General features: G+C 76.4%; 9 protein-coding genes. 1 reads left to right on the top strand and 8 read right to left on the bottom strand.

Annotated features, from left to right (window positions below; all coding sequences use genetic code 11):
• Positions 1 to 63: 63 nt before the first annotated feature.
• Entirely contained in the window at positions 64 to 993 is a 930-nt protein-coding gene (locus PUR56_RS17265) for a hypothetical protein (protein WP_329883421.1), read from the bottom strand.
• A 360-nt stretch (positions 994 to 1,353) separates the two neighbouring features.
• Here PUR56_RS17265 and PUR56_RS17260 point away from each other — a divergent pair, with 360 nt between their 5' ends.
• Positions 1,354 to 2,640, top strand: a complete 1,287-nt coding sequence (locus PUR56_RS17260) for a glycoside hydrolase family 26 protein (RefSeq protein ID WP_329949584.1) — start codon at positions 1,354 to 1,356, stop codon at positions 2,638 to 2,640.
• 33 nt (positions 2,641 to 2,673) lie between these two features.
• Here PUR56_RS17260 and PUR56_RS17255 read toward each other — a convergent pair whose 3' ends face one another.
• The 7 genes from PUR56_RS17255 to PUR56_RS17225 all read right to left on the bottom strand — a co-directional run bounded on the left by PUR56_RS17255 (position 2,674) and on the right by PUR56_RS17225 (position 11,696).
• Positions 2,674 to 3,840: a GNAT family N-acetyltransferase gene (locus tag PUR56_RS17255; RefSeq protein ID WP_329949583.1), complete on the bottom strand. Its 1,167-nt coding sequence runs from the start codon at positions 3,838 to 3,840 to the stop codon at positions 2,674 to 2,676.
• On the bottom strand, positions 3,837 to 4,661 hold the full coding sequence (locus PUR56_RS17250) for a hypothetical protein (RefSeq protein ID WP_329949582.1): 825 nt from the start codon (positions 4,659 to 4,661) through the stop codon (positions 3,837 to 3,839). Before PUR56_RS17250 ends, PUR56_RS17255 begins: the two co-directional genes overlap by 4 nt.
• A 61-nt stretch (positions 4,662 to 4,722) precedes the next feature.
• Positions 4,723 to 5,838, bottom strand: a complete 1,116-nt coding sequence (locus tag PUR56_RS17245; protein ID WP_329883417.1) for a glycosyltransferase — start codon at positions 5,836 to 5,838, stop codon at positions 4,723 to 4,725.
• Entirely contained in the window at positions 5,835 to 7,010 is a 1,176-nt protein-coding gene (locus PUR56_RS17240) for a polysaccharide deacetylase family protein (RefSeq protein WP_329949581.1), read from the bottom strand. Before PUR56_RS17240 ends, PUR56_RS17245 begins: the two co-directional genes overlap by 4 nt.
• Positions 7,000 to 8,733 carry a murein biosynthesis integral membrane protein MurJ gene (gene murJ / locus PUR56_RS17235; protein ID WP_329949580.1) on the bottom strand — a complete coding sequence of 578 codons (1,734 nt, stop codon included), beginning with the start codon at positions 8,731 to 8,733 and terminating at the stop codon, positions 7,000 to 7,002. The genes PUR56_RS17240 and murJ overlap by 11 nt, the downstream gene beginning before the upstream one ends.
• Positions 8,730 to 10,109, bottom strand: a complete 1,380-nt coding sequence (locus tag PUR56_RS17230) for an O-antigen ligase family protein (protein ID WP_329949579.1) — start codon at positions 10,107 to 10,109, stop codon at positions 8,730 to 8,732. The genes murJ and PUR56_RS17230 overlap by 4 nt, the downstream gene beginning before the upstream one ends.
• Before the next feature lie 63 nt (positions 10,110 to 10,172).
• Positions 10,173 to 11,696, bottom strand: a complete 1,524-nt coding sequence (locus PUR56_RS17225) for a sugar transferase (RefSeq protein WP_329949578.1) — start codon at positions 11,694 to 11,696, stop codon at positions 10,173 to 10,175.
• Between the last annotated feature and the right edge of the window lie 113 nt (positions 11,697 to 11,809).

Here is an 11,809-nt window from a genome sequence, read left to right as displayed (position 1 = left end):
AGTCTACCGGGCCGCGCGAGCGAACCCCGAGGGATTACCGGCCGGGGGTACCGGGAGGGCCGACTACCGCGGCTGCTGCCCGTCCGCCGGCGCCGCGCAGCTGCCCTCCGGGCGGACGGCGGCGAACGGCTCGGCCGGGCTGCCGCAGGCGGCCTCGGGCGCGGCCGCGCGGGTGTCGAAGACCTTGGGAGCGACGATCGGGCCGTCCGAGATCAGCACCCGGCGGCCGTCCAGCGCCTTCATCGAGACGCCCGGGCCGGCGTTGAGCTGCCAGCCGCTGCTGTCCAGCCGGTAGCCGGAGATCCCGCCGGAGACCGACTGGCCGCTGCTGTTGGAGCAGCTGCGCGGAACCAGCACCGCGAAGTCGCTGGCCACCGTACGGGTCGGGTCGTAGACGCAGTTGCCGGCCGGCTTGGAGTTGTAGCGCAGGTCCCCGTCGGCGTCGCGGAAGCCCATCGTCAGATTGGGTGTGACCACCGCCACCCAGGGCGCGGACTGCTGGACCGTCCGCAGCGAGGCCGCCGCCCGCTCGGTCGCGAGCTGCTTGCGCTGCTCCTCGGTGCGCTTGTCGGCGCCGGGCTCGCCGTCGGCGCGCAGCCAGTCGGCCAGGCCGGGCACCGCGCGGTGCCAGCGCACCTCGTGGTCGCCGGGCCGCACGGAGGTGACCAGGCCGTCGTCCCAGACCACCACGGCGTTCTCGCCCGCCATCGACAGGTAGAGCGCGGTGGCGCCCTCCCGCTGGTACGACCAGGCGTGCTCCCCGGTGGCCTTGTGGTACGCCTCCAGGCCCGGTCCGACCCTCAGGTCGAGGTCGGCCGCGTCCAGGGACTTCACGGCGTCCGGGCTCGCGTCCGAGGCGCCCGGTGCGGCCACCCGGTCACCGAACGGAACCGGCTTGTTGGCGTGCGCGGCCGCGCCCGCCACAAGGACCAGCAGCACCGCCAGGGCAGGCAGGATCGATCGGGGGCTGAGGGCGCGCGACTTCCAGGACACGGGCGGAGCGTACCTTTCACCGCCCGCGCGAGTCAGCCGGACCTCTCCGTACGGCCGGACGGCGGAACCTCGCCGGCCGGTTTCGCACGGGCCGGCCGACGCCGCCCACCGACCTGCGCCGTCGGGCCCGGCGGCGCCCCGGGCCCCGCCCGGGCCCGGGGCGCGGGTAGGGCTCCCCGGGCCTCCGGGACTGTTACAGAGGTGATACACGGCACACCGCCGGACGGCGTTCGAATAGCGCCCACTTTAGGGTGACATTCGGCTTTTCCTCCGCCCGGCGGGCCTACTGTCGGCAATCGGGGCGTCACGTTGCGTCGCCCTCCGCCCTGCCCCACCGAGGCCCCCGCCCGAGGAGAGACCATGCGATTCGGCCGCCTGGCGCTGGCCGCCGCCGCCCTGCTGCTGCTCACCACCGCCAGCGTCCCCGCCGGCACCCCGCTGAGCCAGACCGAACGGCACGCGCTCTCCTCCGACGCCATCTCGCCGCGCGGCGCCGCACCGCGCCCGGTCGTCCAGCGGCCCAAGCACGAGCCCCCGTTCGGGGCGTTCGTCGGCTCCTGGGACCGGTACATCCCGCAGATCGGCCGCTACGCGCAGTGGCTCAACAACGCCAACCTCCAGGTCGGTCACACCTATCTGGCGGGCAACGGCTGGGCCGACGTCGAGGGCGAGGCGATGGTGCTCGGCATGTGGTCGCAGTGGCGCCAGGCGGACCCGTCCCGGACGCTCGTCCTCGGCGTGCCGATGCTCGTCCCCAACGAGGCGAACGTGCCGGACGGCGAGGTCGCGAAGCTGCTCGCCCAGGGCGCGCGGGGGGACTTCGACCGGCACTTCCTCAAGCTGGCCCGCCGACTGGTGGCGCTCGGCGGCGCGGACACCGTCCTCACCCTCGGCTGGGAGATGAACGGGGTCACCTACACCCACCGCTGCAAGCCCGACCCCGCGGCCTGGAAGACGTACTGGCGACGGATCGTCACCGTGATGCGGTCGGTGCCCGGGCAGCGGTTCCGTTTCGACTTCACGCCCAACCGCGGGCTGGACGCGATCCCGTGGACCAAGTGCTACCCGGGCGACGACGTGGTGGACATCATCGGCATGGACAGCTACGACCAGCCGGCCGGCGCGACCTTCGACGACTACGTGCACGAGCCGTACGGGCTGCTGGACCAGGTGGAGTTCGCCGCCAAGCGCGGCAAGCCGGTCTCGTACCCGGAGTGGGGGCTGTTCCGGAACGGCGACAACCCGGAGTTCGTGCAGCGGATGGTGGAGTGGATCCGCACCCACGACACCGCCTACCAGACGGTCACCGACTACTGCCCGCACGGCTTCTGGCAGTGCGACCGCAACCCGCGGTCCAGCGCCCGGTTCCGGCAGCTGATGGGCGGCTCCCCGGGGGCACCGGCCGCGGCCGCGCCGACGGCGCCCCCGGCACCGGCGGCGCCCACGATGCCGTCCGCACCGCCGGCGCCGGCCGGCGCACCGACCGGTCCCCCGGCCTCGCCCATCACCCCGGCCCCGGCCTCGGCCTCGGCGGCGGCCTCCGCGCCGCCGTCCGCCACGGCGAGCCCGTCGGCCAGCCCCTCACCGAGCCCGTCGGCCGGTCCCTCGCCGAGCGTCTCGCCGACCGCCGCCCCCGCGCGGCGCTAGGACGTGTCCGGCAGACGCCCCCGGAGTGCCCGTTCAGCTCCGGCGGCGGGCGAGCAGGGACTCCTTCAGCTTCGGCAGCCGGCTGCTGAGCACGCGCACCGCGGCCTGCCGGGAGCGGACGGCGCCGCACCGGACCGCGGCGGCCGGGGCCGGGCCGCGCGGGCCGAACAGCAGCCGCTGGTTCGGCAGCCGGTCCGGCCGCCAGCGCTGCTTGTACGGCTCCTGGCCGCGCAGCAGGCCCAGCACCGGGATGCCCGCGCCGACCGTCTCGTCCAGCGCGGCGCCGAACAGCAGGCCCGCGATGTCCAGCCGCTCGCGCAGCCTCGGGTGCGCGCCGTACATGTAGAGGCCGCCGAAGGACGGGCAGAGCAGCAGCAGGTTGACCGCGACCAGCTCGCCGTCCAGCCAGTACTGGTGGACGGCGGCCCGGCCGGTGGCCACCAGGCCGGTGGTCGACTCGTCCAGGTGACGGGCGAACCGCTCGGTGCGGTGCTCCGGGGTGACCCCGCGGTCGGCCCACTGGAGGAAGTGCAGCCGCAGCAGCCCGGCCAGGGCCTCCGGCACCTCCGCCGGGGGCGTCGAGCGCACCTCCACGCCCGATTCGGCGATCTTGCGCAGCTTGACCCGGCTGCGCTGGGCGGTCTTGCCCGGCACCCGCTTGAGCAGCTGCTCCATCGGGACGGCCGGCAGGTACTGGCAGAGCGAGTCGGTGAACCGCCGGCGCCGGCCGCGCCAGTGCGCGAAGACCCGCTGGACGGCGGCCTCCGGGTGGACCTCGCGCAGGTCCAGACTGTGCCAGGGGCGGGTGAGCGGGAGCGCGGCGGCGAACTCGGCGGCGGCGCGGTCGGCGCAGGAGTCGTCGAGCAGGATGTCCGTGAAGTCGATCAGCCCGTCACCGAGGCCGGCCAGGCCGCCCAGCGGGCCGCCGCGGCGCTGGAACGCGCCCGCGCCGACCAGCCGGCCGTCACGGCGGACCAGGACCACCAGCAGGGCGCCGGGGCGTCCGTAGTTGCGCCACCAGGAACGCTGCCAGACGGCGGCCTGGAAGAAGGTGGCGGTCCGGCAGCGGGTGACGAGGTCGTCCCACTCCTCGGCGAGGGTGTCGAGCGCGTCGTCCTCGCGGCGCAGCTCGGTGGTCCAGCGCGGTGCGCACGCCTGGGCGGGGAGTCCCGTGGTCGGGGCGGCTGCCTCGGTGCTCATCGTCCGCTCCCGGCCACGGTCTTGGTCCTGTTCTCCGACTCGGCCGGAGCCGCGTCCGCGGCGGGCCCGGCCTTTCCGGCCCGGTCCGGCTTTCCGGCCCGGGCCGCCGTGTCGCCGGTCCCGGACGCGGCCGTGACCTCGGTCCCGGCCGCGGGCCGGGGCTCCGGGCCGGGGTCGGCCACGGGTTCCGCCCCGGGCTGGGCGGTGCGCGGGCGCGGAGCGGTCGGGACGGGCGCCGCCCCGGCCGCGGGGCCGGCGGCGCTGTCGCTCCGGCGGCGGGTCATCATCACCAGCGCGCCGATCAGCACGCCCGCCGCACCGCCGACCGCCACGTCCAGCCGCCCGGAGGGGGTGGTGGGCCGCTCGGGCTCGGCGGCGGCCGCGAGCGGGACCAGCCGGACGCCGGTCTCCTTGGTGCTGCCGTTGGCGAAGGCGACCAGGGAGCGGGCCACCGCGTCGGCCGTCAGGACGGCCTCCTGCGGGTCCGCCCCGGTGCCGGTGATCTCGATCATCGGGGCGTCCGGCGAGGTGGTGCCGTGCACCAGGGCCTCCAGCTCGGACCGGCTGTGCCCGGTCTCCGCGGCGGCTGCCGCGAGCACCTGCGGCCGGCCGGCCAGCCGGCCGTACGCCTGGGCGAAGTTGACGGCCGTGGCGCTCTCCCCCGGGTTCTCCGACACCACGATCACGTAGGAGTCGGCGGCGTACGAGGGGTGGGCGACGACGGCGTACCCGGCGCCGGCGGCGGCACCCAGGGGCACCGCGAGGGCCAGCGGCCACCAGCGGCGGACCAGGAGACGGGCGCTTCGGCGCGGTTCGGTCATCGGGACTCCTTGGATACGGGGGCCGCCCGGCCGGCGGCCCGGCGACTGGGGAGCTGCCGGCTCAGGCGGGGACCAGGCGGTCGTAGAGGGCGCCGAGGTCGGCGGCCACCCGGACGATGTCGTAGTGGCCGACCGCGGGGGGCCGGGGCAGCGGGTCGGTGCTGTGGTCGTTGAGGTGGCGCAGCTCGCCCAGCGCGGTGGCGTACGCGGCGGCGTCCGACGGGATCCGGCGGGCCTGCGGGGCGGCGCTGGGCGGCAGTTCGTCCAGGGCCGGACAGGCGCTGTGGCGGACCGGGAGGCCGGCCGCCAGCCCCTCCAGGACGCCGAGTCCGAAGGTCTCCTCGGTGGAGGGCGCGGCGAGCACGTCCAGCGCGGTGAGCAGGTCGGGGACGTCGTCACGCTCGCCGGTGAGCACAAGCCGGTCGCGGACGCCGAGTTCGGCGGCCCGGCGCTCCAGCGCGGCGCGTTCCGGACCCTCGCCGACCAGCACCAGGCGGGCCGCGCCGTCGAGTTCGGCGAGCGCCTCCAGCAGCACCGGGAAGCGCTTGCCGGGGACCAGGCGGCCGACTCCGCCGACCACCCAACTCCCGGGCGGCAGGCCGAGTTCGGCGCGCAGCCGGGCGCGGGTGGCAGCCCGGTCCGCATCCTGCCGGCGGTAGCGGTCGGCGTCGATGCCGTTGGGGATCAGCTCCACCCGGCCCGGCGGGACGCCCCAGCCGTGCAGGGTCTGGGCGACCTGCCGGGAGACCGCGACGGTGGTGGTGCCGAGCCGTTCGGCGGCCAGGTAGAGGCCCTTGACGCCGCGGGTGACCGGCCGGCCCTCGATCACCCCGGCGTGCAGCGAGTGTTCGGTGGCCACCACGGCCCGGACCCCGGCCAGCCTGGCGGCCAGCCGGCCGTACAGTCCGGCCCGGTAGAGGTGGGTGTGCACCACGTCGTAGCGGCCGGCCCGGATCAGGCGGGCCAGCCGGGGCAGCGCGCCGACGTCCCGGTTGCCGCGCATGCCGAGGTGGTGCACGGTGACGCCCTCGGCGCGCAGGGCGGCGGCGACCGTGCCGGGGTTGGTCAGCGCGAGGACCTCGCAGTGCTGGTGCGCGGGCAGGTACCGGAGCACCAGCTGGAGCTGGCGTTCGGCTCCGCCCGAGGCGAGGCCGGTGACGATGTGCAGCACCTTCATCGGGCGGCCCTGCCGTGGCCCGCCCGCTCTCCGCCGGGGCGCTCGGACCCGCGGGCGGCACCGTCCGCGGGTCCGGCGGGCGGGAGGTGCGTCCGGGCCCCGCCGGGTTCGCCGGACCGCCGGACGGGTGCGACCGCGTCGTTCCCGGGCCGCTGGTCGCCCTCGGCGGCGCGGACCTTCGGCTCGGGGCGGTCCGCACGGTCCGTACGGTCGGCCCGGACCGGGCGCTCGGCCTGGTCCGGACGCTCGGGGCGCTCGGGGCGGGTGCGGGCGGCGAGACGGGTACGGCGCAGTTCGGTGACGGTGTCGCGGAGGCGGTGCCGGCCGCGCTTGGCGCGCAGCCGCCAGGCGCCGTCGCGGTCGCCGACGTAGCAGCGCGGCAACGCGTACCTGCCGGTGAGCGGGGAGTGCGCGATCGCGCAGGCGTAGTCGTAGCCGGCGTCCCGGACGGCGTGGGTGGCGGCCAGGTCGACGGCGCCGTACGGGTAGCAGAAGCCGGTGACCGGACCTCCGACCATCTCCTCCAGGGCCCGGCGGCTCTCCCGGGTCTGGTCGGCGAGCACGTCGGCGGGCAGGCCGGACAGCGCCCGGTGGCCGAGGCCGTGCGAACCGATCTCCCAGCCGGCCGCGGCGAGGTCGGTGACCTCCTGGACGGTGAGCAGCTTCTTGCGCGGGCCCTCGGTGTCCCAGTCGTTGGCCCGGCCCAGCAGGTCGGCGACCACGTAGGCGGTGGCGGTGAAGCCGTAGGCCTGAAGGATCGGTACGGCGTAGCGGCCGAAGTCGGCGTAGCCGTCGTCGAAGGTGAGGCCGACCAGCTTGTCGTCCCGGCCGGCGGCCCTGGCCCGCATCAGCTCGCGGACCGAGACGCCGCGCCGGCCGCACCGGTGCAGCCAGGCGATCTGTTCGGCGAACCGTTCGGGGCTGACGGTCAGCTGGTAGGGGTCCTCGTCCTCGACGGCCACCGAGTGGTACATCAGGATCCACGGCGAGGAGGGATCCGGTGCGGGCGCCTCGGCGATCGGGCGGCGGCTCCTCGGCAGCTGTGCCGGTGGTCGGCGGGTGCCCGGCCGTGGTGCGTCGGTGTGCGGGCCGACCGCGGCCGGCGCACCGGGTGCGGCGGGGCGGCGGACGCCCGACAGGACCGGCCGGACGAATCCCCGTTCAGCGTCCATGGGGAGGCTTCCCTTCATCGGCGACAGGTGACGGGCCCAGGGCCCGGGCTGCGGCGCGGACCGGTCCGCGCACCTCGCGGGCGCCGAGGACGGTGCCCAGGGCGGCGAAGACCAGCGCCACGGTGAGGCCCCCGCACAGGGTCGAGAGCAGGGGGTCGGCGGTGAGGCCGGCGACGGGGGTGCCGAGCGCGACGGCGCCGGCGGCGGAGGCCAGCAGCCGGGCGTGGCCGCCGAGGACGAGGCGCAGGCGCAGCGGGATGCCGCGCAGGACCAGGCCGTGCAGCAGGAGCGCCGCGGTGGCGGTGATGCCGACCGCGTTCCCGGCCGCCAGGCCCGGGGCACCGAACCGGGGGGTGGCGAGCAGACCGCCGACGACGGTGACGACCAGGCCGAACGCCATCGCGGCGGCCGGGTACCAGTCGAGCAGCCGGCGTCCGCCGTCGTCGGGGCTGGGGTCGCCGGCCCGGCGGACCACCGGGCGGAGCGAGAAGTAGGGGCGGATCATCACGCCGATCAGCGCCTGCGCGGGCAGGCCGAAGCTGTAGACGCGGATGACGGCGGCGGTGGCGGAGGTGTCCCGGGGGCCGAAGGCGCCGCGTTCGAAGAGCAGCGCGACCACCGACGGCGCGCAGGCGAGCAGGAAGGCGGTGCCGAGCAGGACGACGGCGGCGGCCTGGCCCAGGTCCTTCTCGACGCGGTCGCGGGCGGCGGTGAGGTCGCCGGCGGCGAGCGCCCGGGCGACCAGGGGGAAGGTGACGGTGCAGATCAGGATGCCGGCGGTCATGGCGAGCTGGGAGACCTTGGCGGCGTAGTTGAGGTGCGAGATGGTGCCGGCCGGCAGCTCGGAGCCGAGGAACCGCTCGATGAAGACCTGGGACTGGCGGGTCAGGGTGAAGGCGGCGACCGGCAGCAGGGCGAGCGGGATCAGCACGAGGGCCTTGCTGCGGGGGCGGCGGTCGCGGGCGGGGCGGGCGCCCGGTCCGGTGCGCAGCCCGTACAGGAAGGGGACGATCAGCAGGCCCGCCATCAGCAGGCTGCCGAGGGCTACGCCGAGGGCGGCGGAGCGGACGCCCCAGATCGCGTGGCAGCTGAGCAGGACGCCGAGGATGCCGACGTTGTAGGCGACGTAGATCCCGGCCGGGGCGGTGAAGCGGTGGTGGGCGCGCAGGGCCGCGGCGAGGTAGCCGGCCACGCCGAAGGGCAGCACGGTGATCGCGGTGATCCGGGTGCAGGTGACGGCGAGTCCGGGGTTGGCCAGGCCCGGGGCCAGCACGTCGACGAACCAGGGGGCGCCGAGGGCCGCGCCGAGGGAGAGCGTGGAGAGCGCGAGCAGCAGCCAGGGCAGGGTGGCGCGGACCAGTTGGCGGACCGGGTCGGGGCCGTCGGGGTTCTCCTCGCGGAGCACCAGCGCGAGGGCGAAGGCGGGCACCATGAGGAAGGACATGGCGTCCTCGATCAGCAGCGGTGCGGCGGTCTCGGGGACGGTCCAGGCGACCAGGAAGGCGTCGGTGCCCTGGTTGGCGCCGAAGTAGCGGGCCAGCAGGAGGTCGCGGAGCAGGCCGAGGGCGGAACCGGCGGCGCTGAGGACGGCGGTGACGCCGAAGGCCTTGGCGAGGAAGCCGCGCCGGGGGGCGGCTGCGGGGTCGGCGACGGCGGGGTCGGCGGGCGCGGACCGGGGGGCCGGCAGGGCCGGGGTGAGCGCGGTGGGCTGGTCGGTGCTCATCGGGCCGCCGCCTCCGGGCCCGCGCCGCGGGGGCCTCCGGCGACTCTGGCGGCTCGGGGGGCTCGGGGGGCTCCGGCGCCGCGGGGGGCTCGGGGGGCTCCGGCGCCGCGGGGGGCTCTGGCGGCTCGGGGGGCTCTGGCGGCTCGGGCGGCGAGGCCGAGGACCACGGAGGTCAGCACGGTGGTGGTGCCGCCGATGTCGGCGTAGAGGAAGTCGACCAGGACCCAGGTGAGCAGGGCGAGCGCCGCCAGACCCGGGCCGCGGGCGTGCCGGAGGCAACCGAGGAGCAGGCCGAGGAAGAGCACACCGTAGGCGACGATGCCGGTCAGCCCCTGCTCGCTGAGCACCAGGAAGTACATGTTGTGCGGGGAGAGCAGCGGTTCGCGCTGGAACCCGATGGTGGCGTCCGCGGCGTCGCTGCCGGAGGAGAGCCGCAACGGGGCGTGGCTGTCGCGCAGTTGCTGGAAGGCCTTGGGTCCGGCGCCGGAGAACGGGTGGTCCTGCCAGATCCGCCCTGCGGTGGCCCACAGGTCGTAGCGGTCGGAGACCGACTGGTCGGGGGCCTCGGAGACGGAGCCGATCGAGCTGATCCGGGCGGTGACACCGGAGCCGCCGAGGCCGAGGCCGCCGACCAGGACCACGGCGGCGGCCAGGCCGAGGACGGCGCTGCGCACGGCGAGCCGGGCGTCGGCGCGCAGCAGCAGGACGGCGGCGGCCGCGGCGGTGGCGATCCAGCTGCCGCGGCTGAAGGAGACGGCGAGCGGGAAGGTCAGGAAGGCGGCGGCCGTGAACAGCGCCCGCCGGAGCCGGGGGTCGCCGGCCGGGCCGCGTTCACCCAGGGCGAGGGCGAGGGCGGCGAGCAGGCCGTAGGCGACCACGGTGGACATCGCCATGATGTCCAGCGCCCCGAAGGTGCCGACGGCGCGGATCGGCCGGCCCGTGTAGGAGGCGCCCGTCCCGGTGAGGAACTGGTGGACGCCGACGACGCCCTGGACCAGCGCGGCGACCACGAAGGAGCCGAGGACGAGGCGCTGGTCGGTGCGGTCGCGCAGGGAGCAGAGCACGGCGGCGGGGACGAGCACGAAGACCTGGGTGAGCCGGACGAAGCCGGTGAGGCTGGTGGCCGGGTCGATCGAGCCCACGGTGGCGACGGCCGCGGCGGCGACCACGGCGCCGAACCGGACGGCGTCGGCGCGGCCGATCGCGGGCGTCCGGCCGCGCAGCAGGTTGACGGCGGTGAGGGCGACCAGTGCGAGCGAGGCGAGGTCCGCGGCGGTGACGTGGACGGCGGCGGCCACGTCCTTCTCCCCGGTGGGGACGCAGACCAGCAGCACGGTGGCGGCGGCGAGCAGGGCGGGGCGGTCCTGGAGGAGCACCCCCGCACGCCGTAAGAGGTGTGCGGGGCGGGGAGGTGTGGCAAGGGTCAGGGCCACGCTGGGTCAGCTCCCGTCCGGGTGGAGCATCAGGACCGCGGTGCGGCACAGGATCTTGACGTCCTGCCAGAGGCTCCAGCTCTCGATGTAGCGGTTGTCGAAGCGGGCCCGGTCCTCGATCGAGGTGTCCCCGCGCAGGCCGTTGACCTGGGCGAGGCCGGTGAGGCCGACCGGGACGCGGTGGCGGTCCGCGTACTCGGGGTAGGCCTGGCTGAACCGCATGACGAAGTAGGGGCGCTCGGGGCGCGGGCCGACCAGGCTCATGTCGCCGCGCAGGACGTTCCAGAGCTGCGGGAGCTCGTCCAGGGAGCTGCGGCGCATCAGCCGGCCGACGGCGCCCATCCGGTGGTCCTGGGAGATGTTCCAGCGGGTGGCGGACTCGTGCTCGTTGCTGGGCCGCAGGGTGCGGAACTTGAGGACGGTGAAGACCCGTCCGTCGAGGCCGGTGCGCTGCTGGCGGAAGAGCACGCCGGGGCCGGTGTCGAAGCGGACCGCGAGCGCGCAGAGGACGAGGACGGGGGCGAGCAGCAGCAGGCCGAGCCCGGCGGCGGTGACGTCCAGGGTGCGCTTGGCGGTCCAGCCGGGGCGGCGCATCGCCGCGCGCCCGACGCGCAGACAGGGGAAGCCCCAGAGGTGGTCGGCGCCGGCGAGCCGTCCGGCGCCGAGCGATCCGTACTCGCGCAGGGCGGGGACCAGCCAGACCTGGCAGCCGAGCCGGGCGGCGTCGCGCAGGGCGGCGGCGGTCTCGGCCTCGTCGGCGGCGCCGGCGGTGGCGACCACGTGGTGGACGCGGTGGCGCCGGATCTCGCGCTCCAGGACCTCACGGCCGCCGAGGACGGGCAGGTCGGTGTCGCCGGCGAGCAGCGCCGGGTCGGCGTCGAGGAAGCCGACCGGGCGCATCCCGTACTCGCCGCGCTCGCTGAGGGCGGCGGCGACCCGCCGGCCGAGCCGGCCGGCGCCGAGCACCAGCACGGGGCTGGGGCGGCTGCGGCGGATCCGGCGGACCAGGTGGTAGAGCACCGCGCGGACGCAGACGGCGAGCAGCAGCTGGGTACCCAGCAGGACGGTCAGCCGGGCCGGGGTGGCGGGACCGGAGTCGGGCCAGTGGCCTTCGAGGCAGCCGGCCAGGGTGACGGCGAAGGCGGTGGCGACGACGGCCCGGACGGTCAGCGCGGGCAGCTCGTCGAGGACGGAGAGGGTGAGCCGGCTGCGGTACAGGCCGCCGGCTAGGTTGAGGAGCAGCAGCAGCGGCAGCAGGGCGGCCACGCCGAGCAGCGGCGCGACCCGGACGGCGGGGTCGAGGGCGCGGTTGGCGATCCCGGTGGCGGTGCACAGGGCGAAGGCGTCGACGACGACCAGGGCGACGGGCAGGGCGATCCGGGAGCGGACCGGGCGGCGGCGGCGCCTGGCCGCCGGGGCGCTGCGGGTCTGGGCGGTCCCTGCCGGGCGGTCGAGCAGCCCGGTGGCGGGCCTGCGCTGGCCGGACAGGGGCCGGCCGGGCCGTGGCACGCTGTCGTGGTCAATGGTCATCAGCGCACGAACTCCCCTGCTGTGTGCCCGGGGTGACGGCGGTCCGGCACCGGTTGGCCCGGGGCGGCCGTCCCGACCCGGTGGGCGCGGTCCTGACTGCACCTGCCACCGCT

Source organism: Streptomyces sp. BE303, assembly GCF_036290945.1.
Lineage (GTDB): Bacteria > Actinomycetota > Actinomycetes > Streptomycetales > Streptomycetaceae > Kitasatospora.
This window is presented reverse-complemented; position numbering and strand designations above follow the sequence as displayed.

What these genes read in the sequence shown, in the direction of transcription:
- PUR56_RS17250 (WP_329949582.1), bottom strand. Translation starts at nt 4,661, where the DNA reads ATGACCGAACCGCGCCGAAGCGCCCGTCTCCTGGTCCGCCGCTGGTGG.
- PUR56_RS17260 (WP_329949584.1), top strand. Translation starts at nt 1,354, where the DNA reads ATGCGATTCGGCCGCCTGGCGCTGGCCGCCGCCGCCCTGCTGCTGCTC.
- PUR56_RS17240 (WP_329949581.1), bottom strand. Translation starts at nt 7,010, where the DNA reads ATGGACGCTGAACGGGGATTCGTCCGGCCGGTCCTGTCGGGCGTCCGC.
- PUR56_RS17245 (WP_329883417.1), bottom strand. Translation starts at nt 5,838, where the DNA reads ATGAAGGTGCTGCACATCGTCACCGGCCTCGCCTCGGGCGGAGCCGAA.
- PUR56_RS17255 (WP_329949583.1), bottom strand. Translation starts at nt 3,840, where the DNA reads ATGAGCACCGAGGCAGCCGCCCCGACCACGGGACTCCCCGCCCAGGCG.
- PUR56_RS17225 (WP_329949578.1), bottom strand. Translation starts at nt 11,696, where the DNA reads ATGACCATTGACCACGACAGCGTGCCACGGCCCGGCCGGCCCCTGTCC.
- murJ (WP_329949580.1), bottom strand. Translation starts at nt 8,733, where the DNA reads ATGAGCACCGACCAGCCCACCGCGCTCACCCCGGCCCTGCCGGCCCCC.